Source organism: Pseudomonas sp. FW305-96, from assembly GCF_058783825.1.
The window spans coordinates 1-25,134 of sequence record NZ_JBYSYW010000028.1 but is presented as its reverse complement, the minus strand read 5'-3'; the positions used below and the strand labels follow the sequence as shown (position 1 = coordinate 25,134).

Below are 25,134 nucleotides of genomic sequence, written 5' to 3'. Positions count from 1 at the left end.
CGGCAAGTCTGATAACGTGCGTCTATCGATTGCAGCCGCTATGCTGGGGCCGCAACTTCATGGACGCACGTTATGACCCTCACCGAACTTCGCTACATCGTTACCCTCGCGCAGGAGCAGCACTTCGGCCACGCGGCCGAGCGTTGCCACGTCAGCCAACCGACCCTGTCGGTGGGCGTGAAGAAGCTCGAGGACGAACTCGGCGTGCTGATCTTCGAGCGCAGCAAGAGCGCGGTGCGCCTCACGCCGGTCGGCGAGAGCATCGTCGCCCAGGCGCAGAAGGTACTGGAGCAGGCTCAGGGCATCCGCGAGCTCGCCCAGGCCGGCAAGAACCAGCTGACCGCCCCGCTCAAGGTCGGCGCCATCTACACCGTCGGCCCCTATCTCTTCCCGCACCTGATCCCGCAACTGCACCGCGTGGCGCCGCAGATGCCGTTGTACATCGAAGAGAACTTCACCCATGTGCTGCGCGAAAAGCTGCGCAACGGCGAACTGGACGCGGTGATCATCGCCCTGCCGTTCAACGAGGCCGACGTGCTGACCCTGCCGCTGTACGACGAACCATTCTGTGCGCTGATGCCGGCCGACCATCCCTGGACCGCCAAGGACACCATCGACACCGCCATGCTAAACGACAAGAGCCTGCTGCTGCTGGGCGAGGGGCATTGTTTCCGCGACCAGGTGCTCGAAGCCTGCCCGACACTGAACAAGGGCGGCGAAGCCTCCAAGCACACCACGGTCGAGTCCAGCTCACTGGAAACCATCCGCCACATGGTCGCCTCCGGCCTGGGCGTCTCGATCCTGCCGCTGTCGGCCGTACACAGCCATCACTATGCACCGGGCGTCATCGAAGTTCGCCCGCTGACCGCGCCCGCACCGTTCCGCACCGTGGCCATCGCCTGGCGCGCCAGCTTCCCGCGGCCGAAGGCCATCGAGATCCTCGCCGACTCGATCCGCCTCTGCTCGGTGGCCAAGCCGCCCGTGGAACAACCGGCCTGAACCCATGACCGAGCTGTCGAACGTCCCGGTCACCACACTCAAGGGTGTTGGTGAAGCCATGGCAGAGAAACTCGCCAAGGTCGGTCTGGAGAACCTGCAGGACCTGCTGTTCCACCTGCCGTTGCGCTATCAGGACCGAACCCGCGTAGTCCCCATCGGCCAACTGCGTCCCGGCCAGGACGCGGTGATCGAGGGCGTGGTCAGCGGGGCTGACGTGACCATGGGCAAGCGCCGCAGTCTGGTGGTGCGCCTGGGCGATGGCAGCGGCACGCTGAGCCTGCGCTTCTACCATTTCAGCAATGCGCAGAAGGAGGGCCTCAAGCGAGGCACCCACCTGCGTTGCTATGGCGAAGCACGTCCGGGCGCCTCGGGCCTGGAAATCTACCACCCCGAATACCGTGCGCTGAACGGCGAAGAAGCGCCACCGCCGGTCGAACAGACGCTGACGCCGATCTACCCGACCACCGAAGGCCTCACCCAACAACGCCTGCGTCTGCTCTGCCAGCAGAGCCTGGGCCTGCTCGGCCCGCGCAGCCTGCCCGACTGGCTGCCCGACCAACTGGCCCGCGACTACCAATTGGCGCCGTTGAGCGATGCCATTCGCTACCTGCACAACCCGCCTGCCGACGCCGACCTCGACGAACTTGCCGAGGGCCATCACTGGGCCCAGCACCGCCTGGCCTTCGAGGAGCTGCTGACCCATCAGCTCTCCCAGCAGCGCCTGCGTGAGAGCCAGCGCAGCCTGCGTGCGCCGGTATTGCCCAGGGCTACCCGCCTGCCAGCGCAATACCTGGCCAACCTCGGCTTCAACCCGACAGGTGCCCAGCAGCGCGTCGGCAACGAGATCGCCTACGACCTCAGCCAACCCGAACCGATGATGCGCCTGGTACAGGGTGACGTGGGCGCCGGCAAGACCGTGGTCGCCGCCCTCGCGGCTCTGCAGGCCCTGGAGGCTGGCTACCAGGTGGCGCTGATGGCCCCCACCGAGATCCTTGCCGAGCAGCATTTCATCACCTTCAAACGCTGGCTCGAGCCGCTGGGTATCGAAGTCGCCTGGCTGGCCGGCAAGCTCAAGGGCAAGGCCCGCGCCAGCGCCCTGGAGCAGATCGCCAATGGCGCGCCCATGGTGGTCGGTACCCACGCGCTGTTCCAGGACGAGGTGCAGTTCAAGCACCTGGCCCTGGCGATCATCGACGAACAACACCGTTTCGGCGTGCAGCAGCGCCTGGCCCTGCGCAAGAAGGGCGTCATGGGCCAGCTGTGCCCGCACCAGCTGATCATGACCGCCACGCCGATCCCCCGCACCCTGGCCATGAGCGCCTACGCCGACCTGGACACCTCGGTCCTCGACGAGCTGCCCCCCGGGCGTACCCCGGTGAATACCGTGCTGGTCGCCGACAGCCGCCGTTTCGAAGTGGTCGAGCGAGTCCGCGCCGCTTGTGCCGAAGGGCGCCAGGCCTACTGGGTGTGCACCCTGATCGAGGAATCCGAGGAACTGACCTGCCAGGCTGCCGAAAGTACCTTCGAGGAGTTGGGCAGCGCCCTGGGCGAACTGCGCGTGGGCCTGATCCATGGGCGCATGAAGCCTGCGGAAAAAGCGGCGGTCATGGCCGAGTTCAAGGCCGGTGAGCTGCAACTGCTGGTCGCCACCACGGTGATCGAGGTCGGTGTCGACGTGCCCAATGCCAGCCTGATGATTATCGAGAACCCCGAGCGCCTGGGCCTGGCGCAGTTGCACCAGCTGCGCGGCCGGGTCGGCCGGGGCAGCGCGGCAAGCCACTGCGTGCTGCTCTATCACCCGCCACTTTCGCAGATCGGCCGCGAACGCCTGGGTATCATGCGCGAAACCAACGATGGTTTCGTCATAGCAGAGAAGGATCTGGAGCTGCGTGGCCCCGGCGAGATGCTCGGGACCCGCCAGACCGGCCTGCTACAGTTCAAGGTCGCCGACCTGATGCGCGACGCCGACCTGTTGCCGGCCGTACGCGACGCCGCCCAGGCCCTGCTGGCACGCTGGCCCGACCACGTCAGCCCGCTACTCGACCGCTGGTTGCGCCACGGCCAACAATATGGCCAGGTGTGACGCCCGTCCCATAATGGATCCAGCTTGGCGGTCAGGCTGGTTATACTTCGCGTTTACAGAAATGATTGGATACAGGCCATGACTGAAGTTGCCCTGGATACCGCAACCCTACACGCACCGTCTGTTATCCGGCAGTTGCTCGAAAAGCTCGACGTCAGCTTCCGCGAGGTGCCCGAGCACCCGGGGCTGCCGGCCAACTCGCGCGTTCAGGCCGTACTGCTCGATGACGCGATCGGTGCCTTGATGGTGCTGTTCCCGCAAAGCCAGTTGCTGGACCTCAAGCGCCTCGAGGAGTTGACCGGCCGCAAGCTAAAGGCCGTGCCGCTGGAGCGCTTGAAGCAGATGCTCGACAAGCATCATCTCAAGGCCCTGCCCGCCATTCCCGCATTGACCAGCTCGCCGTGCCAGTACGAAAAGAGCCTGCTCGACAACGAAACCCTGCTGATCCAGTCCGGTGAAGCCGGGCTGCTCCTGGAAATTGGCCGGACGGCTTTCAAGAAAATGCTGGTCAAGGCCAGCGCCAGCACCTTCGGCCAGCCGATCAGCGATATTCGCCTCAGTTTCGATCAGTTGGACGGCCCTCCCAGGGAAGTCATCCGCGCGGTCCAGGCTTTCACCGCCCGGCGCATCCAGCAACGCCTGGAGCAGACCATCGAAATTCCGCCGCTGGCCGACACCGCGCAGAAGATCATCAAGCTGCGCGTCGACCCCAATGCCAGCATCGACGACATCACCGGCGTAGTCGAAACCGACCCTGCCCTGGCCGCACAGGTCGTCAGCTGGGCGGCATCACCCTACTACGCATCCCCCGGCAAGATCCGTTCGGTGGAAGATGCCATCGTCCGGGTATTGGGCTTCGACCTGGTGATCAACCTGGCCTTGGGCCTGGCCCTGGGCAAGACCCTGAGCCTGCCCAAGGACCACCCGCAACAGGCCACGCCGTACTGGCAGCAGTCGATCTACACTGCGGCGGTGATCGAGGGCCTGACCCGCGCCATGCCGCGCGCAGAGCGCCCGGAAGCAGGCCTTACCTATCTCGCCGGGCTGCTGCACAACTTCGGCTACCTGCTGCTGGCCCACGTCTTCCCGCCACATTTCTCGCTGATCTGCCGCCATCTGGAGGTCAACCCGCACCTGTGCCACAGCTATGTAGAACACCACTTGCTGGGGATCAGCCGTGAACAGATCGGTGCCTGGCTGATGAAGCTGTGGGACATGCCTGACGAACTCTCCACAGCCTTGCGTTTCCAGCATGACCCGACCTATGACGGTGAGCACTCGGCCTTCCCGAACCTGGTGTGCCTGGCTATTCGCTTGCTGCGCTCGCGCGGGATTGGTTCGGGACCACAGGGCGAGATCCCGGATGCCCTGCTCGAGCGCCTGGGGCTGACCCGGGACAAGGCGCAAGAAGTGGTGAACAAGGTGCTGGAGGCCGAGGCGTTGCTACGTGAGCTGGCCTCGCAGTTCCACGCGCCGCATTGATGTGTTGGGGCGCCTTGCGCCCCTTTTTGCCAGCCAGCCCGCTCTGTGGGAGCTGGCTTGTCGTGGCGACAAACCGCAGCCCCGGTGATCTCAACCCTTTTTCTTCTTCGGTTTCAGGTACTTCATCAAGCCCTGGAACCAGATCACCAGCGCCGGATTGCCCTTGATCTGGATGTCTTTCTCCTGAATCCCCTGCATGAACGCCAGCTGCTTGTTACCGGCCTGCAGCGTGGCGAAACCGAAGGCGGCATCTTTGAAGGCAATGGCGAACGCCGGCTGCGGGTGCAGGCCGCCCTTGCTGCTGATGCGCAGGTCCTTGACGATGAAGTGCCGGGCAACCTTGCCGTCGAGCGTCTGCATCTGGAAGACCAGGTCCTTGTCCTGCAGCTGCTGCTGGAACGCCGGGTTGTTGCGGCTGGCCTTGGCCATCAGCAAGCCCATGGCCCAGAGAAGAAAACGAAACTTCATCAACGCGCCTCGAGTGAAAAATGACTGAGTCGCGCAGTTTATCCGTTTATCGCCCTGTTTATGCAAGTTCGCCGCATTTGCTTACCAGAAACACAACGGGCGCCTTAAGGCGCCCGTCTCGATGGCTTGTCGATCACTTTTTCTTGGCAGGCTTGGCCGGTGCGTTGACGCTGTCACGCAGGCCCTTGCCAGGCTTGAAGGCGACAGTGTTGCTGGCCTTGATCTTGACCGGCTCGCCCGTCTGCGGATTCTTGCCGGTGCGGGCACCGCGGTGGCGTTTTTCGAAGGTGCCGAAGCCGACCAGGGTGACGGTGTCCTTGTCGAGTGCGCCGGTGATGCTGTCGAGAATCGCGTTGAGGACCTGGTTGGCCTTTTCCTTGGTCAGATCGGCCTTTTCGGCGATGACGGCGGCGAGTTCTGGTTTACGCATAGTGAAGCCTCTTTGACGGGATTTCTTGTTGTTATGCCGTGCTGCCGAAGGGAGCAGCGTTCAAGGCACCGCAGGCTCTAGGCTGCGGCAGACGCCAGTGAGGATGGCACGCCGACCGGGGCCGCGCCAGTATCTGGGCGGCCATTGTCGCGGCAAGAACAGGATAATTCCGACAGAACGCCCGCTATTTACGCCATCAAGGGTGGCAACTGGCGATTCAACGCCAGTTTCTCCATGACTTCGCCGCCGGTCAGGGCGTAGCCCAGCAGCTGGCCATCGGCGCCATGGCAGAGCACTTTCAGGTCGCCACCACTACCTTCCACCACCCAGGTGCCCTCGTGGCCTGCCGGCACGGGGGACACCACCAGCGGACAGGCCGGGGTCTTCACGGTGACCGGCATTGGCCCATAGGCCACCGCGGTCGGGTTGCCGAACAGGGTCTGGGCCAAGGCACGGGCACAGGTCATCAATGGCATGACGTACAGCAGGTTGATGCCATCGACCTCGGCGCAGTCGCCCAGGGCGAAGATGTTGGCGTGAGAAGTGCGCAGCTGGCGATCCACCACCACCCCGCGGTTGACCTGCAGGCCCGCTGCGGCCGCCAGGTCGGTGCGCGGCCGCAGGCCGATCGCAGACACCACCAGGTCGCACGGGATGACGCTGCCGTCGGACAGGTGCGCCTCCAGTGCCGCCCCGGAGCGTTGCAGGCGGGTCAGCACCGGGCCGAGATGGAAACGCACCCCCAACCCTTCCAGGCCTGCCTGCACCGCGGCGGCCGCCGCCGGGTGCAGCAAGGTCGGCATTACCTGTTCGCACGGCGCCACGATCTCGCACTGCAGGCCGCCCAAGGTGAGGTCGTTGGCGAATTCGCAGCCGATCAGGCCGGCGCCGAGGATCAGCACCCGTTGCTTGCCTGCGGCAGCGGCACGAAAACGTGCGTAGTCCTCAAGGTCGTTGATCGGGAAGACCAGCTCGCCCGCATCGCCTTCCACAGGCACCTGCACAGTCTGCGCGCCCCAGGCCAGTACCAGGTCGCGGTACGCCACCGCTTCTTCGCCGATCCACAGGCGCTTGTGGCCGGGGTCGATGCCGCTGATGCGGGTGTGGGTGCGGATCTCGGCCTTGAGCTGCTCGGCCATGGCGCCCGGTTCGGCCATGCACAGGCCGTCGGCGTCCTTCTGCTTGGCAAAGCCGGTGGACAGCATCGGCTTGGAGTAGGAGCGACCGTCGTCAGCGGTGATCAGCAGCAGCGGCGTGTCGCCGTCCAGCTTGCGAAACTCTCGCGCCAGGTTATAACCGGCAAGACCGGTACCAATGATCACCACGGGGGACGTCATGTCGTGCGTTCCTTGTTCAGACCAGGGTTGCGATCAGCCAATGGCGATCATTTCGAAGTCACTCTTGCCTACGCCACAATCAGGGCACAGCCAGTCTTCCGGCACGTCTTCCCAGCGAGTGCCGGGCGCGATGCCGTCGTCCGGCCAGCCGTCCGCTTCGTTATAGATCAGGCCACAGACAATACATTGCCACTTTTTCATCGGGTGCTGTTCCTCGGTCAGGCTCATTGGTGCGTTGCAGTTGGTGGCCTGGTCGCGGGGCACGCCCGCGCCTGCAAGTGACCACCGTGCAATCTCTGGTCGGCTTTTGTACTGGGCCTGCTGGCAGTATGCAAGCCAGGACGGCAATCATGCTAAGCTCGCCGCCTCTCTGGCCTGTATCAAGCATACCGACGTGCCGTACGAAACCCCGCAAGCAGCCGCTGTCGCGTGGCTGGCGTATCCGCAACTGGCGCCCCTGCCCGATCAGCCGACCCTGAACTGGCTGTTCGATGAAGGCTCCCTGACCCGTCGCCTGACCGGTCTGTCCCATGACCACTTCAGCGTCACTCCTTTGTGCGAGGGCTGGCAGCCACTGCGTGACGATGAATGCGCCGCGTTGGGCCTGCGTCCTGGCGCGCAGGGCTGGGTGCGCGAGGTCTACCTGCGCGGCCATGACCATCCCTGGGTGTTCGCTCGCAGCGTGGCCAGCCGCACGGCGCTGGAACGCGGCGGGCTGGACCTGGAGACCCTGGGCAGCCGCTCGCTGGGCGAGCTGCTGTTCTGTGACCAGGCGTTCGTCCGCCACCCTATCGAAGTGTGTAGTTATCCACAGGGCTGGCTGCCCGCCGAGGTCGCCAGCGCCGGGCTGTGGGGACGGCGCTCGCGCTTCGAACGCGACGGCCTCGACCTGCTGGTGGCCGAGGTGTTCCTGCCCGCCCTGTGGCACGCGGCCAAGGAGGAAAAACGCTGATGTACCTGCAACTGCTCAAGTCGCTCAACCACCTTCACCCGCGCGCCTGGGACTTTGTCCAGCTCAGCCGCATGGACCGCCCCATCGGCATCTATCTGCTGCTGTGGCCGACGCTGTCGGCGGTGTGGATCGCCGGCAACGGCTCGCCGACCCTGGCCAACGTGCTGATTTTCGGCCTCGGCGTGGTGCTGATGCGTGCCGCCGGCTGCTGCATCAACGACTTCGCCGACCGCAAGGTGGACGGCCACGTCAAACGCACCGCCGACCGGCCACTGGCCAGCGGCCGGGTAAAGCCCCGCGAAGCACTCATGCTGTGCGCTTTGCTGGTGGGGGTGAGCTTCCTGCTGGTGCTGTGCACCAACGCAACAACAGTATGGCTGTCGTTCGGCGCGGTGGCCCTGGCCTTCTGCTACCCGTTCATGAAGCGCTACACCTACTACCCGCAGGTTGTGCTGGGCGCGGCGTATTCCTGGGGAATCCCGATGGCTTTCACCGCCGCGGGTGGCGAGCTGCCGGCCAGCGCCTGGCTGCTGTACATCGCCAACCTGCTGTGGACGGTGGGGTATGACACCTACTACGCCATGGTCGACCGTGACGACGACCTGAAGATCGGCGTGAAATCCACCGCCATCCTGTTCGGCGAGGCAGACCGGGTGATCATCCTGAGCCTGCAGTTGCTGTCGCTGGGCTGCCTGCTCCTGGCGGGCAACCGCTTCGAACTGGGCGCCTGGTTCCACCTGGGGCTGCTGGCGGCGGCGGTATGCTTCGCCTGGGAATTCTGGTCGACGCGCAAGCTGGACCGCGAGTCGTGCTTCAAGGCGTTCCTGCACAATCACTGGGCGGGGTTGTTGATCTTCATGGGTGTGGTGCTGGACTACGCGCTGCGCTGAAATTGTGCAGGCCAATGGTGGGAGCGGCGGAGCGGCGCTCCCACGCCTGGTGCATCAAGGCTTGGCGACGTGCCAGACATCCTTCATGCCATCGCCGGTGGTCTCGCCGGCCTTCTTGTCCTTGACGAAGGTGTACAGCGGCTTGCCGTCATAGGCCCACTGCATCGAGCCATCGTCGCGGGTGACGTGGGTCCACTTGTCCTTCGGCGCCTCGTCGTCCTTCTTCACCATCAACGGCGGCCAGTTCTTGGCGCACTCGCCATTGCACATGGACTTGCCACCAGCGTCCTTGTCAAAGGTGTACAGCGTCATGCCATCGTGGTCGACCCACATGCCATCCTTCTCCATGGCGTGATGAGCCGACGCCACCCCCGGCACTGCCAGCGCAGCGCAAAGGGCCATCCAGCTCAGCGTATGTCGTGTCATTGGAATCACCATTGTTTCAGGGGTGGATTGAATGTTCGCGCCGCCCTCGCGGCCCCTTGTAGCCTAGTCCAGTCACGCAATGTCGCCAGAACCGCCCACGCCCTGTCACACAGCTGCAATAATTCCGTTATCTAATGCGGGCCAAGACATCGTTCCTGGGAGAGGTAATTGAGCATGGTTGGCAGAAACATTCTGATCGTCGACGACGAAGCGCCTATCCGCGAGATGATCGCCGTTGCATTGGAAATGGCCGGCTATGACTGCCTCGAGGCCGAGAACTCGCAACAGGCCCACGCCATCATCGTCGACCGCAAGCCGGACCTGATCCTGCTCGACTGGATGCTGCCGGGCACCTCCGGCATCGAGCTGGCCCGCCGCCTCAAGCGCGACGAGCTGACCGGCGACATCCCGATCATCATGCTCACCGCCAAGGGTGAAGAGGACAACAAGATCCAGGGCCTGGAAGTCGGCGCCGACGACTACATCACCAAGCCGTTCTCGCCCCGTGAACTGGTGGCGCGCCTCAAGGCCGTGCTGCGCCGTACCGGCCCAAGCGACAGCGAAGCGCCGATCGAAGTCGGCGGCCTGCTGCTCGACCCGATCAGCCACCGCGTGACCATCGATGGCAAACCGGCCGAGATGGGCCCCACCGAGTACCGCCTGCTGCAGTTCTTCATGACTCACCAGGAGCGCGCCTACACCCGCGGCCAGTTGCTCGACCAGGTCTGGGGCGGCAACGTCTATGTCGAGGAGCGCACCGTCGACGTGCATATCCGCCGCCTGCGCAAGGCACTGGGTGAAGCCTACGAAAATCTGGTACAAACCGTCCGCGGCACTGGCTATCGCTTCTCGACCAAAAGCTGATCGAAGCCCAAGCGCCCGCTGTACAAGGACTGTCAATTGAACCAGAACTGGCACGCGACCCTGATTCGCCACATGCTCCTGCTGATCACCGTCTGCCTGATCGGCGGGCTGGTCAGCGGTTACTATGGCTGGAGCCTGGCCATCGGCCTGGCCTTCTACCTGGGCTGGACACTGAAGCAGTTGCTGCGCTTGCACGACTGGTTGCGCAATCATCAACCCGATGAAGCGCCACCCGATGGCTACGGCCTGTGGGGCGAAGTGTTCGACAGCATCTATCACCTGCAGCGCCGCGACCAGCGCGTGCGTGGCCGCCTGCAGGCAGTGATCGACCGGGTCCAGGAGTCCACCGCTGCCCTTCGCGATGCGGTGATCATGCTCGACAGCGACGGCAACCTTGAGTGGTGGAACCGCGCCGCCGAGACCCTACTGGGCTTCAAGACCCCGCAGGACGGCGGCCAGCCGGTGACCAACCTGGTGCGCCACCCGCGCTTCAAGGAGTACTTCGAGTCGGAGAACTACGCCGAGCCGCTGGAGATCCCTTCGCCGATCAACGACCGCCTGCGCGTGCAACTGCACCTCACCCGCTACGGCAACAACGAGCACCTGATGCTGGTGCGCGACGTGACCCGCATCCACCAGTTGGAACAGATGCGCAAGGACTTCGTGGCTAACGTTTCCCACGAGCTGCGCACGCCATTGACAGTGATCACCGGCTACCTCGAGACGCTGCTGGACAACGTCGAGGACGTGAACCCGCGCTGGAGCCGGGCCTTGCAGCAGATGAGCGCGCAAGGCTCACGCATGCAGACGCTGCTCAACGACCTGTTGCTGTTGGCCAAGCTCGAAGCTACCGACTATCCCTCGGACAACCAGCCAGTGCTGGTCGACACCCTGCTCACCGCCATCAAGAACGACGCCCAGGCCCTGTCCGGCCCGCGCAACCAGCGGATCAGCCTGGAAGCAACGCCTGGCATACGCCTCAAAGGCAGCGAGTCGGAGCTGCGCAGCGCGTTCTCCAACCTGGTGTTCAACGCGGTCAAGTACACCCAGGACGAAGGCAATATCCGCATCCGCTGGTGGGCCGACGAACAAGGCGCGCACCTCAGCGTGCAGGACTCGGGGGTCGGTATCGAGGCCAAGCACCTGCCACGCCTGACCGAACGCTTCTACCGCGTCGATTCCAGCCGAGCCTCCAACACCGGCGGCACCGGGCTGGGCCTGGCGATCGTCAAGCATGTGCTGATGCGCCATCGCGGGCGCCTGGAAATCAGCAGCGTGCCGGGCCATGGCAGCACCTTCACCTGTCATTTTGCGCCAGCACAATTGGTCGTGAACAAGGGCTGAGATCCGAGGGCCGCTTCGCGCCCCATCGCCGGCAAGCCGGCTCCCACAGGAAAGATGCGGCCCTCGTGGGAACCGGCTTGCCGGCGATGGGGCGCGAAGCGGCCCTTTGCTTTTGCAGCCTCAGCCGCTACATTGGATCCCCTGTGCCAGCAAACGCTGGCACTTTTTTTCTTACATTTCAGCAGACGGACCCCGTAAAACCCCATCATGGACCCTTCCCCAGGTATCAGCCTCACCTCGTTGTTCGCCGATTTCGGCATGATTCTCTTTGCTTTGTTCCTGGTGCTGCTCAACGGCTTCTTCGTGGCTGCCGAGTTCGCCATGGTCAAGCTGCGCTCCACCCGCGTCGAATCCATCGCCGAGCTGCATGGCTGGCGTGGCAGCATCCTGCGCAAGGTGCACAACCAGCTCGACGCCTATCTCTCGGCCTGCCAGCTGGGCATCACCCTCGCCTCCCTAGGCCTGGGCTGGGTCGGCGAGCCGGCGTTCGCCCACCTGCTCGAGCCGCTGCTGGCTTATGTCGGCGTGGACAGCCCGGAGCTGATCAAGGCGATCTCTTTCTTCGTCGCCTTCTTCGTGATCTCCTACCTGCACATCGTGGTCGGCGAGCTGGCCCCCAAGTCGTGGGCGATCCGCAAGCCCGAGCTGCTGTCGCTGTGGACCGCCGTGCCGCTGTACCTGTTCTACTGGGCGATGTACCCGGCGATCTACCTGCTCAACGCCAGCGCCAACACCATCCTGCGCATCGCCGGTCAAGGCGAGCCCGGGCCGCACCACGAGCACCACTACAGCCGCGAGGAGCTCAAGCTGATCCTGCACTCCAGCCGTGGCCAGGACCCAAGCGACCAAGGCATGCGCGTACTGGCCTCGGCCGTGGAGATGGGCGAGCTGGAGGTGGTCGACTGGGCCAACTCGCGCGAGGACATGGTCAGCATCGATGCCCATGCGCCGCTGAAGGAAATCCTCGCCCTGCTGCGCCGTCACAAGTTCAGTCGCTACCCGGTATATGACGCCGAGCGCGAGGAATTCACCGGCCTGCTGCACATCAAGGACCTGCTGCTGGAGCTGGCAGAGCTCGACCACTTGCCGCAAACCATCGACCTTGCAGACCTCGCCCGCCCGCTGGAACGGGTATCCCGGCACATGCCGCTGTCCCAGCTGCTGGAGCAGTTCCGCAAGGGTGGCGCGCACTTCGTGCTGGTCGAGGAAGCCGACGGCAAAGTGATCGGCTACCTGACCATGGAAGACGTGCTGGAAGTGCTGGTGGGCGATATCCAGGACGAACACCGCAAGACCGAGCGCGGCATCCTCGCTTACCAGCCGGGCAAGTTGCTGGTGCGCGGTGATACGCCGCTGTTCAAGGTGGAGCGCTTGCTGGGTATCGACCTGGACCACATCGAGGCGGAAACCCTCGCCGGGCTGATCTACGAGACGCTTAAGCGCGTGCCCGAGGAAGAGGAAGTGCTGGAAGTCGAAGGCCTGCGCATCATCATCAAGAAGATGAAAGGGCCTAAGATCGTGCTGGCCAAGGTGCTCAAGCTCGATTGACCTGAGAGCCCGCGCCTACATCTGTGGGTGCGGGCTTGCCTCGCGATGCGTCATGGATTCCCTGCGGTAAAGTCCGGCAGTCCACCGATTGGCCGGTCGAACTGATACGGGATCGACTCCAGCGCCAGCCCCACATTGCGCTGCACCACGAAATGCAGGTGCGGCCCGCTGCTGTTACCGGTGTTGCCCGATTTGGCCAGCGCCTGCCCCTGGGCCACACGCTGCCCCTCGCCCACCACCACCGAGCCGCGCATCAGGTGCAGGTAAACGCCCATGGTGCCGTCCGGGTGCAGGATCCTGACGAAATTGCCCGCCGGATTGTTGCCCCGCCCGCTCTGGTTGTTCTCGATCTTCACCACCACTCCACCGCGTGCCGCGATGATCGGCGTGCCTTCGGGCATGGCGATATCCATGGCGTAGCGGCCCTTGGGCCCGAAGTGGCTGAAACGGCCGTTGGGGCCCTGGCTCAGGCGGAACGGCCCGCCCTTCCAGGGGAACGGATAACGGTAGCCCTGCGGGCGCTGGCCCGGGTCGCCCATGGCGTAGCGGACCTTGGTGTCGTACTTGAGGCGAGCCCCTTGGCGAGCCTGTACCACGCTGAGGATCAGGTTCGAGCGTGGCGGCACCAGGCGCCGGACGATGCGCGGGGCGTTACCGCCCTGGGCATTGGCCAGGCGCTCCACACGCAGTTCAACTTCCATCGGCACGAACAGCTCGTTGCGCGCGACAAAACGCACGCCACCGGCGAAATCCTCGGTCTTCAGCCGCACCTGGCCGTCCAGGCGCTCGACCATGGGTTCGCGGAACACGAAAACCTTGGCGCCCACGCTGGGTCGGTCGGAATAGGAAACCACGCCATAGGTATCGGTGGTCTTGTAGATGGTCATGCCCAGGCTCGACGCCGAGGCCGTGAGCAAGGCACAGAACAGCAGCAGTCGGGAGGGCGGCATGATGGTGGCTTTTTGACAGTTGCGTTCTGTCGAAGCCTAGCAGCCGGATTTGAGAGGGATATGACAGTTGGTCGGGATGCCGGAAATGTAACGTGGGAGGGGACTAGCCCGCTCCCACTACATCCGCTCCGACGCGGTGCTCAAGCGGCCATCAGGCGCCAGGCGTGAAGTGCTTCTGCGCCGTGCCGCGGGCGATTAGCCGCGACAGGTAGTCGAGTTTCTGCGCATCCTGGTCGACGAACTTGAAGGTCAGTTGCAGCCAGTCGCTCTCAGGCTTGGGCTCCAGCGCCGCAATGGCGTGCAGGTAGCCGTTCAGGCGCGCCGTTTCGGCATTCTCGCCTTGCTCCAGGTCCAGCACCGCGCCTTCGAGCACCTGTGGTAGGTTGGTACCGCGGCGCACCACCAGCAGGGCTTCCTTGAGGCTCAGGGCCTTGATCATGCACGGCTGGGTTCCGCTGGACAGACGCAGTTGGCCCTGGCCACGACCAGCCTGGGCCGCCGCAGCGGCAGTCTTCGGAGTGGGGGCGTTGAGCAGCGGCTTGGCCGCCGCTGCCACGGGCGCGGCGACGGGCGCGTTCACCTTGGCCGCCTCCGGGCGACCACCGGTCAGGGCGCTGAGCGAGTCATTGGCGAACGCCGAGTTGACCCGCGCCGGCGCGCTGGACATCAGGCTGTCGAGCTTGCCGATCTTGGTCAGCGACTTCTTCACCTTGGTCAGCAGCTGCTCGTTGGTGAAGGGCTTGCCGACGAAGTCGGAAACGCCGGCCTGGATGGCCTGGATCACGTTTTCCTTATCACCACGGCTGGTCACCATGATGAACTGCATGGTCTTCATCTCTTCCTGCTGGCGGCACCAGGTCAGCAGTTCGAGGCCGGACATCTCCGGCATTTCCCAGTCGCACAGGACCAGGTCGAAACGTTCCTTGCTCAGCATGGCCATGGCCTTGCGACCGTTGACCGCGTCCTCGATCACCATGCCGGGGAAGGCATTGCGCAGGCACTTCCTTACCAGGTCGCGGATGAACGGGGCATCATCCACGACCAGCACATTCACTTTACTCATCGATACTCCTCTTGATCCCGGCTAGCATACCGCCGACTGATGGCCATTTGCCAAACCACTGGTCACGCCGGGACTTCTCACACGGTTCGCGGGTGCCTGCTGGTGCTCGACCGCAAACGAAAACGCCCGGCGGTTGCCGGGCGTTCATGCTCGGGAGCAATCCTATTTATCGTCCGGTTCGGCCGGAACATTAGCGATTTCGCCCTCATCGAACGCTTCGCCCTGCACCTCGGCCTTCATGCGCTTGAGGCCCATGTGGCGCACGTCGGTACCACGCACCAGGTAGATCACCAGCTCGGAGATGTTGCGTGCGTGATCGCCAATACGCTCCAGCGAACGCAGGGCCCAGATCACGCTCAACACGCGGGAGATCGAGCGCGGATCTTCCATCATGTAGGTGACCAGCTCACGCAGCGCTGTCTTGTACTCGCGGTCGATGGTCTTGTCGTACTGGGCCACCGACAGCGCCAGGTCGGCGTCGAAACGGGCGAAGGCGTCCAGCGCGTCGCGGACCATGTTGCGCACCTGGTCGCCGATGTGGCGCACCTCGACGTAGCCACGCGGCGACTCGCCTTCCTCGCACAGCTGGATGGCACGGCGGGCGATCTTGGTGGACTCGTCACCGATGCGCTCCAGGTCGATCACCGACTTGGAGATGCTGATGATCAGGCGCAGGTCGGAGGCCGCCGGCTGGCGACGGGCGAGAATGCGCACGCACTCCTCGTCGATGTTGCGCTCCATCTGGTTGATCTGTTCGTCGACCTCGCGCACCTGCTGCGCCAGGCCCGAGTCGGCCTCGATCAGCGCGGTGACGGCATCGTTCACCTGTTTCTCCACCAGCCCGCCCATGGCCAGCAGGTGGCTGCGCACCTCCTCGAGCTCGGCGTTGAACTGCTGGGAGATGTGGTGGGTAAGGCTTTCTTTGTTGATCATCGTTTCGCTCCGCGAAGCAGCTGCAGGCTTCAAGTCGTTCGTGTCGTTCCCTGGCGTTCCTACCTTGCCGGTCTTAGCCGTAGCGACCGGTGATATAGTCTTCGGTCTGCTTCTTCGCCGGGTTGGTGAACAGGGTGTCGGTATCACCGAATTCGACCAGTTTGCCCATGTACATGAAGGCGGTGTAGTCCGAAACACGGGCCGCCTGCTGCATGTTGTGGGTCACGATGACGATGGTGTACTTGGATTTCAGTTCGTAGATCAGCTCTTCGACCTTCAGTGTCGAGATCGGGTCCAGTGCCGAGCACGGCTCGTCGAGCAACAGCACTTCCGGCTCAACGGCAATGGTACGGGCGATTACCAGACGCTGCTGCTGGCCACCTGACAGGCCCAGCGCCGACTCGTGCAGGCGGTCCTTGACCTCATCCCACAGGGCCGCGCCCTTCAGCGCCCACTCGACGGCCTCGTCGAGCACGCGCTTCTTGTTGATGCCCTGGATACGCAGGCCGTAGACCACGTTCTCGTAGATGGTCTTGGGGAACGGGTTGGGCTTCTGGAACACCATGCCCACGCGGCGACGCAGCTCAGCCACGTCCTCGCCCTTGCGGTAGATGTTGTTGCCGTACAGGTTGATGGCGCCTTCGACACGGCAGCCGTCGACCAGGTCGTTCATGCGATTGAAGGTGCGCAGCAGCGTGGACTTGCCGCAGCCGGACGGGCCGATGAAGGCGGTCACGCGCTGCTTGGGGATGTTCATGCTGACGTCGAACAGCGCCTGCTTGTCGCCGTAGAACAGGGACAGGCCGGGTACTTCGATGGCCACGGTCTCTTCAGCCAGGCGCAGGCTCTGCTTGTCGCGGCCCAGGGCCGACATGTCGATGCCGTGGGCGTGGGATTCATGCTGCATGGTCAACTCCATACGCTATCAATTCGTTTCAAAGGGCCGCCCGGCATCCGGGCGGCGCGCTTGCAATCAGGATCAGTGGTCCAGGGCCTTGTACTTCTCGCGCAGGTGGTTACGGATCCACACCGCCGAGAGGTTGAGGGTGGCGATCACCAGCACCAGCAGCAGCGCGGTGGCGTACACCAGCGGCCGCGCGGCCTCGACGTTGGGGCTCTGGAAGCCGACGTCGTAGATGTGGAAGCCCAGGTGCATGATCTTCTGGTCCAGGTGCAGGTACGGGTAGTTGCCGTCCACCGGCAGCGATGGCGCCAGCTTCACCACACCCACCAGCATCAGCGGGGCCACTTCGCCGGCGGCGCGGGCCACGGCGAGGATCATGCCGGTCATCATGGCCGGGCTGGCCATCGGCAGGACGATCTTCCACAGGGTCTCGGCCTTGGTTGCGCCCAGGGCCAGCGAGCCCTCGCGCACGGTGCGCGGAATACGCGCCAGGCCTTCCTCGGTGGCCACGATCACCACCGGCACGGCCAGCAGCGCCAGGGTCAGCGAAGCCCACAGCAGGCCCGGCGTACCCAGCGTAGGTGCCGGCAGCGACTCGGGGAAGAACAGCCGGTCGATGGAGCCGCCCAGCACGTAGACGAAGAAGCCCAGGCCGAACACGCCGTAGACGATCGCCGGAACGCCGGCGAGGTTGTTCACGGCGATGCGGATCAGCCGGGTCACCGGGCCCTGCCTGGCATATTCACGCAGGTAGACGGCAGCCAGCACGCCGAACGGGGTGACGATCACCGCCATGATCAGGGTCATCATCACGGTGCCGAAGATGGCCGGGAAGATACCGCCTTCGGTGTTGGCCTCACGCGGGTCGTCGCTGAGGAACTCCCACACCTTGGCGAAGTAGGCGCCCATCTTGGTAAAACCGGACATGGCGTTCGGCTGGATGGCGTGGACCACCTTGCTCAGGTTGATCTCCACTTCGCGGCCGTTGCCGTCGCGGGCTACCAGGCTGTCGCGGGCGAACTCCTGGTGCAGGCCGTTGAGGCGCTCTTCGATGGCCTTGTAGCGGTTGTTCAGTTCGGCGCGCTCGGCGTCCATGTCGGCCTGTGCAGCGGCGTCGAGCTTGCCGTCCAGCTCCAGCTTGCGGCTGTGCAGGCGCAGGCGCTCCAGGCCGTGGTTGATGGCACCGATGTCCTTCTTCTCGAGCTTCACAAGCTGGTCGTTGAGTTGGCTGGCGCGTTTGAGGCGGGCCTGCAACTCGTTCCAGGCTTCCGGTCCCTGGGCGACCACGCGGCCTTCTTCCTTGACGCTGACCAGATAGCCGTAGAAGTTGCCCCATTCGCGGCGCTCCAGGGCAATCAGGTCGGCAGGTTTCTGCTGGTCGACCAGCCACTCGCCGACCACCCAGGTGAAGTCGCTGCCATTGAGGTCGCGGTTGCCCACCTTGATCAGCTCGCGGGTCATGAACTCCGGGCCTTGGTCGGGCACCGGCAGGCCGGCACCCTTGAGGCGTTCCCGGGGCACTTCTTCCTTCTGCACCACTTCACCGATGACAATGTGGTCAGCCTGGCCCGGCACCTTGTAGGTGGCCTGGACCAGGTCGGCCGGCCAGAAGTGGCCCAGGCCGCGGACGGCGATCACGGCCAGCAGGCCGACGGTCATGATGACCGCCATGGCCACCGCGCCGCCACTGATCCAGACGCCGGGGGCGCCGCTCTTGAACCAGCCTTTGAGGGAATCCTTTTTCACGGATCTCTACCTTTCTATCAAAGCGACGAGTATTTCTTGCGCAGGCGCTGGCGAATCAGCTCGGCCAGGGTGTTCATCACGAAGGTGAACAACAGCAGCACGAGGGCGGCGAGGAACAGCACACGATAGTGGCTGCCGCCGACTTCCGATTCGGGCATTTCCACGGCCACGTTGGCGGCCAGGGTGCGCATGCCCTCGAACAGGTTCAGCTCCATCACCGGGGTGTTGCCGGTGGCCATCAGCACGATCATGGTCTCACCTACCGCACGGCCCATGCCGATCATCAGCGCCGAGAAGATGCCCGGGCTGGCGGTGAGGATGACCACGCGGGTCAAGGTCTGCCATGGTGTCGCGCCCAGGGCCAGCGAGCCCAGGGTCAGGCTGCGCGGCACGCTGAACACAGCGTCCTCGGCGATGGAGTAGATGTTCGGGATGACCGCGAAGCCCATGGCGATACCCACTACCAGGGCGTTGCGCTGGTCATAGGTGATGCCGAGGTCGTTGCTGATCCACAGGCGCATGTCGCCCTTGAAGAACCAGCTCTCGAGGAACGGACTCATGTACAGGGCAAACCAACCGATCACCAGGATCACCGGGATCAGGATCGCCGCTTCCCAGCCATCAGGGATGCGCAGGCGGATCGACTCCGGCAGGCGGCTCCAGCTGTAGCCGGCAAGCAGGATACCGATCGGCATGATCAGGAACAGGCTGAACACGCCCGGCAGGTGGCCTTCGAGGTACGGCGCGAGGAACAGGCCGGCGAAGAAGCCGAGGATCACCGTCGGCATTGCTTCCATCAACTCGATCACCGGCTTGACCTTGCGGCGCATGCCCGGGGCCATGAAGTAGGCGGTGTAGATGGCGGCGGCGATGGCCAGCGGGGCAGCCAGGATCATCGCGTAGAACGCGGCCTTGAGCGTACCGAAGGTCAGCGGCGACAGGCTCAGCTTGGGTTCGAAGTCAGTGTTCGAGGCGGTCGACTGCCAGACGTACTTGGGCTCGTCGTAGTTCTCGTACCAGACCTTGCCCCACAGCGCGCTGAAGGAGACTTCCGGGTGCGGGTTCTTCAGGCTCAGCGGCAGCAGCTTGCCACCTTGCTCGATGATGATGCGATTGGCGCGCGGCGACAGGGCGAGGATGCCCGCGCCTTCGGCGACCGGCTCGACCAGCAGGGTGCGGTGCGCGGTGCTGTGGAACACGCCGAGCTTGCCTTCGCTGTCCAGGGCGATGAAGCCCTTGCGGCGCTCCTCGGCGTCGATCTGCACCACCGGGGCCTTGCCCAGCTGGAAGCTGCGGATCAACTTGAAGCGCGACTCGCCATCGGGGTCGCGGGCCATGAACCACTGGCTCAGGCCACCCTTGGAGTCACCGAAGATCAGCGAGATGCCGCCAACCAGCTGGGCGGTCGCGGTGATTTCGGCGTTGCCGTCCTCGAGCAGCTTGTAGCGGCCGTTGAGGCTCTTGTCGCGCAGGCTGAACACGTCGGCGGTGGCGCGGCCGTTGACCACGTACAGCCACTGCTGGCGCGGGTCGATGAAGATGTTCTTCACCACCTCGGTCATCTGCGGCAGTTCGATACGGTTCTGCTCGACAGTGACCTCGTCAGTCATCATGTTCTCGGTGCGCGACAGTTCGATCACCTGCAGGTGCGCACCGGTGGAACCGGCCAGCAACAAGGTGTCGCCGTTGACGTTGACGCTCACATGCTCCAGCGCGCGGCCTTGTTCATCCAGGGTGAACAGGTCCTGACCATAGGGGAAGTCGATGCCCGCCTCGATGGTCTTCTTGTTGTCCGGATAGGTGATCTTGTAGGTGTGGTGGAACACCAGCGCCTGGCCATTGGACAGGCCCACCACCACCAGCGGGCTGCCCGGCTGGTCGGTGCTGATCGAGCTGACCTGGGCGCCGGCCGGCAGCGGCAGGTCGACGCGCTTCAGTTCGTTGCCGGTCTTGGTGTCGAAGAACAGGGCCTGGCCCTTGTCGGATACACGCATACCCACGAGGTTCTGTTCCTCGAGGGCGATCAACAGCGGTTTACCGGCGTCCTGCTGCAGCCAGGTCGGCTCCAGCGCCTTCTTGCTGGAAAGCGTGGCGCCCTGGAACAGCGGCAGCACCACATAGGCCAGGTAGAAGAAGATCAGCGTAATCGCCGCCAGGACGGCAAGCCCGCCCACCAGGACGTACCAGCGGGTCAGGCGATCCTTGAGGGCGCGCAGGCGGCGCTTGCGTTGCAACTCGGGCGTATTGAAGTCAATGCGCACGGGAGGAGAATTTTGGGTCATTGTGGAGTTGGCCAGATCATTCATGCGCACACCCTAGCGGTCCCGTATGACAAAAACATGACAGTGCAGTGACGCAAAAAAGCCCGCCGCGCAGGAGCCCTGGCTTCGGACTAAGGAATTCGTGGAAGAGGCCGGTATTATTAGTCGCCGGCCTCAACCTCAATTACTTACTTCTTTGCAACGTTACCCGCGTGGGACAGGCCCAGGTCGGCCAGGGTCTTGTCGACCACTTTGGCTGGCAGCGGGATGTAGCCGTCCTTCACGACAACTTGCTGGCCGGCCTGCGACAGCACCAGCTTGACGAACTCGGCTTCCAGCGGGGCCAGAGGCTTGTTCGGCGCCTTGTTGACGTAGACGTAGAGGAAACGCGACAGCGGGTAGGTGCCGTTCAGGGCGTTGGCTTCGTTGTCTTCGACGAACGCGCCGCCTTCTTTCTTGGCCAAGGCAACGGTCTTGACGCTGGCGGTCTTGTAGCCGATGCCCGAGTAGCCGATGCCGTTCAGCGACGAGCTGATCGACTGCACTACCGAGGCCGAGCCAGGCTGTTCGTTGACGTTAGGCTTGAAGTCGCCTTTGCACAGGGCTTCTTCCTTGAAGTAGCCGTAGGTGCCCGATACCGAGTTGCGGCCGAACAGCTGGATTGGCTTGTTGGCCAGGTCGCCGGTCACACCGATGTCGCCCCAGGTCTTGACGTCAGCCTTGCCGCCGCACAGGCGGGTGGAGGAGAAGATAGCGTCAACCTGAGCCATGGTCAGGCCCTTGATCGGGTTGTCCTTGTGCACGAACACGGCCAGGGCGTCCACGGCAACCGGGATGGCGGTCGGCTTGTAGCCGTACTTCTGCTCGAACGCCTGCAGCTCGACGTCCTTCATCTTGCGGCTCATCGGGCCCAGGTTGGCGGTGCCTTCGGTCAGGGCGGGTGGCGCGGTCGAGGAACCGGCGGCCTGGATCTGAATGTTTACGTTCGGATATTCCTTCTTGTAGGCCTCGGCCCACAGGGTCATCAGGTTCGCGAGGGTGTCGGAACCGACGCTGGAGAGGTTGCCCGAAACACCGGTGGTCTTGGTGTAGGTCGGGATTGCAGGATCGACAGCGGCGACCGCATTGGCGGCAGCGACGCCAGCGGCGGCAAAGGTCAGGGCCGCCATCAAACGCTTCAGTTTCATGCCTTGCTCCTAGCAGGAATATCGTGGGTTGTGAGATGGAACGGGCCCAAGTATCTGCAGGCCGCATGAACACTCTATGACTCGAATGTGACAATTGGATGAAAGGCCATCACCGGTAACCGGGATGGCCTTTACAGGATGTTGCAGAGGGGATCTAGAGCGGGATTCAGCGTTTGCGTGCAAGCAGATAGATGCCCACCAACAGACCGACGGCGCACAGGCACGCCACATAGTAAGCCGGCGCCATAGGACTGAACTTCAGCAGCGCGGTCACCACCATCGGCGTCAGACCACCGAAGATCGCATAGGCCAGGTTGTAGGAGAACGACAGGCCACTGAAGCGCACCACCGGCGGGAAGGCCTTGACCATCACGTAAGGCACCGCGCCGACGATGCCCACGCACAGGCCGGTCAGGGCGTACAGCGGGAACAGCAGGTCAGGGCGGGTCGGCAGGCTGTGGTAGAAGGCCCAGGACGACGCCAGCAGCGCCAAGCTGCCGACGATGAACACGCGCCCGGCGCCGAAACGGTCGGCCAGGCTGCCAGCGCCGACGCAGCCCAGGCTGAGCAGCACGATGGCCAGGCTATTGGCCTTGAGCGAGTCGGTGGGGCTGACGTGGTAGAGGCTCTGCAGCAACGCCGGGGTCATGAGGATAATCACCACGATGCCGGCCGACAGCAGCCAGGTGAGCAGCATCGACAGGATGATCGCGCCGCGATGATCACGCAGCACCGCGCGCAGCGGCAGCTCTTCGGCCAGGGCCTTGCGCGCCTGCATTTCGGCGAAAACGGGGGTCTCATGCAACCAACGGCGCAGGTAGACCGCGAAGAAGCCGAACACCCCACCGAGCAGGAACGGGATACGCCAGGCGTAGTCCGCCACTTCCTCGGGGGTGTAGAGCGTATTGATCAGCGTTGCCACCAGCGAGCCAAGCAGGATGCCCGAGGTCAGGCCGGCGGTCAGCGTGCCGCAGGCATAGCCGGTGTTGCGCGCCGGCACGTGCTCGGAGACGAACACCCAGGCTCCTGGCACCTCGCCACCGATGGCCGCGCCCTGAATCACCCGCATCAGCAGCAGCAGGATCGGCGCCCACAGGCCAATCTGCGCATAGGTGGGCAACAGGCCCATCACCAGGGTCGGCACGGCCATCATGAAAATGCTCAGGGTGAACATCTTCTTGCGTCCGAGCAGGTCGCCGAAGTGGGCCATGACGATACCGCCCAATGGCCGGGCCAGATAGCCGGCGGCGAAGATGCCGAAGGTCTGCATCAGGCGCAGCCATTCGGGCATGTCGGCGGGGAAGAACAACTTGCCCACCACCGTGGCGAAGAACACGAAGATGATGAAGTCGTAAAACTCCAGGGCACCGCCCAGGGCGGACAGCGAGAGGGTCTTGTAGTCACTGCGGGACAACGGCCGGGACGGCTGCTCGATACTGCTCTGCACGGAGGTCATCGCTGTTCTTTCTCTTGTTGGTCTGCGGACCGCTTGGCATGCGGCTTCTGGATTGAGTAGTCGGCGAAGATAGCAAATTGCCGAGCCGCGCTCATAGCGGTACAAAATCCATACAGATATTCATGAATGTGCGGTCGTCGCTGGCTGTGCAGGTATATATACTGCCCGCTCGTAGGAAAAGGTTGCTTATCCTGAGGGATGCTGTGCGAAAACGTCGGTCATTGTTGTCAGACTGTTTCGCAGAGTTTCCCTGAGGCCGCCCCCTGAAGCGAAATCAGCGTAGTATGCGTGTTGCTGAATCGTTTTTACGGCGTCCGTTATTGCGCCACCAACGAAGCGTCACGGGTCAGAGGCCCCACGGCATGATTGAGCTCGAACAAGAAGATCCTATCCCGCAAGGCGACCTGGCCTTGCAGATCACCGCGCTGCCGCGCGAGACCAATGGTTTCGGCGATATCTTCGGCGGCTGGCTGGTCGCCCAGATGGACCTGGCCGGCACCGCCATGGCCAGCCGCGTCGCCGGAGGCCGAGTGGCCACGGTAGCCATCGACCGCATGGCGTTCCTGGTGCCGGTGGCGGTGGGCGCGCAGCTGTCCTTCTATACCCAGACCCTGGAAATCGGCCGCAGCTCGATCCAGATGATGGTCGAAGTGTGGAGCGACGACCCGCTGTCCAGCGAATGGCGCAAGGTCACCGAGGCAGTGTTCGTGTTCGTCGCCATCGATGGCAGTGGTCGCACCCGCTCCGTACCTCGTCGCTGAGCCTGGCGAGCGGTAAACTCATTGCACGTCACCGGGTCCAACGGCCTGACAGACAATCAATGAGACGAACGCAATGGCTAACTTCACGGTCGAGACCGAGCTGCACGGCGAACTCAACTGCTGGCGCATCACCAGCGATCATGCCGAACTACTGATTGCCCAACAGGGCGCCCAGGTCCTGAGCTATCAGCGCCTGGGCGAGCCACCGCTGCTGTGGCTGAGCGACCAGGCCATCTTCCGCCAGGGCAAGTCGGTGCGTGCCGGCGCACCCGTGTGCTGGCCGTGGTTCGGTATCTTCGAGCGCAATCCCGATTCGGTCAAAGCCATGTTCAAGGGCGAGCAGCCGCCCGCCCACGGCCTGGTGCGTGGCCGTGACTGGCAGTTGTTGCGCGCCGAGGAACACGGCGACCACCTGCAGTTCGAGTTCGAATTGCCCGAAGCCCAGGGTGAGCTGCCGGGTTGGCCTCATGACGTCCAACTCAAGCTCCTGGTAGAACTGGGCGACCAGCTGAAGCTCACCCTGACCAGCTACAACCTCGGCAATACCGACGTTATCCTGAGCCAGGCCCTGCACAGCTACTTCGCCGTGAGCGATGTGCGCCAGGTGCAAGTGGAAGGCGTGGACGGGTTGGCCTACATCGAAACACTGGCCAACTGGGAACAGCGCAAACAACAGGGCAACCTGGGTTTCGCCGGCGAGACTGATCGCATCTACCTGAACGCGCCTGAGCGACTGGCGATTGTCGACCCACACTGGAGCCGACGCATCATCCTGCAGGCCGGCGGCTCACGCACCGCGGTGATCTGGAACCCCTGGACCGACCGCGCCCGCGACCTGCCCGACATGGCCGACGATGGCTGGCAGCGCATGCTATGCATCGAGACGGCGAATGTGATGGATGACGTGGTGGTGCTCAAACCAGGGGCGACTCATGCGATGAGCGTGGCAATCGGTAGCGAAGCGCTCTGACCCGATAGTTTCAGCCGCCTGTACTGGCCCTATCGCCGGCAAGCCGGCTCCCACAGGATTGCGCGGTCGCCTGTGGGAGC

Annotated in this window: 23 protein-coding genes; 10 read left to right on the top strand and 13 right to left on the bottom strand. The window is 63.9% G+C overall.

Going from position 1 to position 25,134, the window contains the following annotated elements; all coding sequences use genetic code 11:
* The first annotated feature begins 72 nt into the window (after window positions 1–72).
* The 3 genes from AC3WL2_RS19195 (at window position 73) to AC3WL2_RS19185 (ending at window position 4,564) form a co-directional block, all read left to right on the top strand.
* Window positions 73–999: a hydrogen peroxide-inducible genes activator gene (locus tag AC3WL2_RS19195; RefSeq protein WP_102684588.1), complete on the top strand. Its 927-nt coding sequence runs from the start codon at window positions 73–75 to the stop codon at window positions 997–999.
* Between the two features lie 4 nt (window positions 1,000–1,003).
* Window positions 1,004–3,082: an ATP-dependent DNA helicase RecG gene (gene recG / locus AC3WL2_RS19190; protein ID WP_102684589.1), complete on the top strand. Its 2,079-nt coding sequence runs from the start codon at window positions 1,004–1,006 to the stop codon at window positions 3,080–3,082.
* A 78-nt stretch (window positions 3,083–3,160) separates the two neighbouring features.
* A complete protein-coding gene (locus AC3WL2_RS19185) occupies window positions 3,161–4,564 on the top strand; it encodes an aminoacyl-tRNA deacylase and HDOD domain-containing protein (protein WP_102684590.1) in 1,404 nt (467 codons plus the stop codon).
* 90 nt (window positions 4,565–4,654) lie between these two features.
* Here AC3WL2_RS19185 and AC3WL2_RS19180 read toward each other — a convergent pair whose 3' ends face one another.
* The 4 genes from AC3WL2_RS19180 to AC3WL2_RS19165 all read right to left on the bottom strand — a co-directional run bounded on the left by AC3WL2_RS19180 (window position 4,655) and on the right by AC3WL2_RS19165 (window position 7,000).
* Window positions 4,655–5,032, bottom strand: a complete 378-nt coding sequence (locus AC3WL2_RS19180) for a helicase (protein WP_102684591.1) — start codon at window positions 5,030–5,032, stop codon at window positions 4,655–4,657.
* A gap of 133 nt (window positions 5,033–5,165) precedes the next feature.
* The gene (locus AC3WL2_RS19175; RefSeq protein ID WP_046857600.1) at window positions 5,166–5,462 is read right to left on the bottom strand and encodes an HU family DNA-binding protein; all 297 of its coding nucleotides are present in this window, start codon (window positions 5,460–5,462) and stop codon (window positions 5,166–5,168) included.
* Window positions 5,463–5,650: 188 nt separating this feature from the next.
* Entirely contained in the window at window positions 5,651–6,799 is a 1,149-nt protein-coding gene (locus tag AC3WL2_RS19170; protein WP_102684592.1) for an NAD(P)/FAD-dependent oxidoreductase, read from the bottom strand.
* A gap of 33 nt (window positions 6,800–6,832) precedes the next feature.
* Window positions 6,833–7,000 (bottom strand): rubredoxin, encoded by a 168-nt coding sequence (locus AC3WL2_RS19165; protein ID WP_102684606.1) that lies wholly within the window; start codon window positions 6,998–7,000, stop codon window positions 6,833–6,835.
* 193 nt (window positions 7,001–7,193) lie between these two features.
* Between AC3WL2_RS19165 and AC3WL2_RS19160 the strand changes: the two genes are divergently transcribed.
* Window positions 7,194–7,751 carry a chorismate--pyruvate lyase family protein gene (locus tag AC3WL2_RS19160; RefSeq protein ID WP_102684607.1) on the top strand — a complete coding sequence of 186 codons (558 nt, stop codon included), beginning with the start codon at window positions 7,194–7,196 and terminating at the stop codon, window positions 7,749–7,751.
* Window positions 7,751–8,641, top strand: a complete 891-nt coding sequence (ubiA, locus tag AC3WL2_RS19155; protein ID WP_102684593.1) for a 4-hydroxybenzoate octaprenyltransferase — start codon at window positions 7,751–7,753, stop codon at window positions 8,639–8,641. Before AC3WL2_RS19160 ends, ubiA begins: the two co-directional genes overlap by 1 nt.
* Before the next feature lie 54 nt (window positions 8,642–8,695).
* Here ubiA and AC3WL2_RS19150 read toward each other — a convergent pair whose 3' ends face one another.
* Window positions 8,696–9,067: a COG4315 family predicted lipoprotein gene (locus tag AC3WL2_RS19150; protein WP_102684594.1), complete on the bottom strand. Its 372-nt coding sequence runs from the start codon at window positions 9,065–9,067 to the stop codon at window positions 8,696–8,698.
* 174 nt (window positions 9,068–9,241) lie between these two features.
* On the opposite strand from AC3WL2_RS19150, the gene phoB reads away from it, so the two are divergent.
* From phoB to AC3WL2_RS19135, 3 genes are all read left to right on the top strand, one after another.
* Window positions 9,242–9,931 carry a phosphate regulon transcriptional regulator PhoB gene (gene phoB, locus AC3WL2_RS19145; RefSeq protein ID WP_003253341.1) on the top strand — a complete coding sequence of 230 codons (690 nt, stop codon included), beginning with the start codon at window positions 9,242–9,244 and terminating at the stop codon, window positions 9,929–9,931.
* Between the two features lie 72 nt (window positions 9,932–10,003).
* The gene (gene phoR / locus AC3WL2_RS19140; RefSeq protein ID WP_256582483.1) at window positions 10,004–11,275 is read left to right on the top strand and encodes a phosphate regulon sensor histidine kinase PhoR; all 1,272 of its coding nucleotides are present in this window, start codon (window positions 10,004–10,006) and stop codon (window positions 11,273–11,275) included.
* A 207-nt stretch (window positions 11,276–11,482) separates the two neighbouring features.
* Window positions 11,483–12,823: a hemolysin family protein gene (locus AC3WL2_RS19135; RefSeq protein ID WP_102684596.1), complete on the top strand. Its 1,341-nt coding sequence runs from the start codon at window positions 11,483–11,485 to the stop codon at window positions 12,821–12,823.
* 50 nt (window positions 12,824–12,873) lie between these two features.
* On the opposite strand, the gene AC3WL2_RS19130 is transcribed toward AC3WL2_RS19135, so the two are convergent.
* The 8 genes from AC3WL2_RS19130 to AC3WL2_RS19095 form a co-directional block, all read right to left on the bottom strand.
* Window positions 12,874–13,773, bottom strand: coding sequence for a peptidoglycan DD-metalloendopeptidase family protein (locus tag AC3WL2_RS19130; RefSeq protein ID WP_102684597.1), 900 nt, complete (start codon window positions 13,771–13,773; stop codon window positions 12,874–12,876).
* Window positions 13,774–13,924: 151 nt separating this feature from the next.
* A complete protein-coding gene (locus tag AC3WL2_RS19125; RefSeq protein WP_102684598.1) occupies window positions 13,925–14,836 on the bottom strand; it encodes a response regulator in 912 nt (303 codons plus the stop codon).
* Between the two features lie 162 nt (window positions 14,837–14,998).
* Window positions 14,999–15,769 carry a phosphate signaling complex protein PhoU gene (gene phoU / locus AC3WL2_RS19120; protein WP_023630537.1) on the bottom strand — a complete coding sequence of 257 codons (771 nt, stop codon included), beginning with the start codon at window positions 15,767–15,769 and terminating at the stop codon, window positions 14,999–15,001.
* 73 nt (window positions 15,770–15,842) lie between these two features.
* Window positions 15,843–16,676 (bottom strand): phosphate ABC transporter ATP-binding protein PstB, encoded by an 834-nt coding sequence (gene pstB, locus AC3WL2_RS19115; protein WP_031315066.1) that lies wholly within the window; start codon window positions 16,674–16,676, stop codon window positions 15,843–15,845.
* Window positions 16,677–16,748: 72 nt separating this feature from the next.
* Entirely contained in the window at window positions 16,749–18,419 is a 1,671-nt protein-coding gene (gene pstA / locus AC3WL2_RS19110; RefSeq protein ID WP_038707069.1) for a phosphate ABC transporter permease PstA, read from the bottom strand.
* 17 nt (window positions 18,420–18,436) lie between these two features.
* Complete coding sequence (locus tag AC3WL2_RS19105; protein WP_102684599.1) at window positions 18,437–20,725, bottom strand: ABC transporter permease subunit; 2,289 nt, start codon at window positions 20,723–20,725, stop codon at window positions 18,437–18,439.
* Window positions 20,726–20,868: 143 nt separating this feature from the next.
* Window positions 20,869–21,867, bottom strand: a complete 999-nt coding sequence (locus AC3WL2_RS19100; protein WP_102684600.1) for a phosphate ABC transporter substrate-binding protein PstS — start codon at window positions 21,865–21,867, stop codon at window positions 20,869–20,871.
* Between the two features lie 166 nt (window positions 21,868–22,033).
* On the bottom strand, window positions 22,034–23,323 hold the full coding sequence (locus tag AC3WL2_RS19095; RefSeq protein WP_102684601.1) for an MFS transporter: 1,290 nt from the start codon (window positions 23,321–23,323) through the stop codon (window positions 22,034–22,036).
* A gap of 362 nt (window positions 23,324–23,685) precedes the next feature.
* Here AC3WL2_RS19095 and AC3WL2_RS19090 point away from each other — a divergent pair, with 362 nt between their 5' ends.
* Both AC3WL2_RS19090 and AC3WL2_RS19085 read left to right on the top strand, forming a co-directional pair.
* Complete coding sequence (locus tag AC3WL2_RS19090) at window positions 23,686–24,084, top strand: acyl-CoA thioesterase (RefSeq protein ID WP_003253317.1); 399 nt, start codon at window positions 23,686–23,688, stop codon at window positions 24,082–24,084.
* Between the two features lie 73 nt (window positions 24,085–24,157).
* Complete coding sequence (locus AC3WL2_RS19085) at window positions 24,158–25,054, top strand: D-hexose-6-phosphate mutarotase (RefSeq protein WP_102684602.1); 897 nt, start codon at window positions 24,158–24,160, stop codon at window positions 25,052–25,054.
* Window positions 25,055–25,134 lie beyond the last annotated feature (80 nt).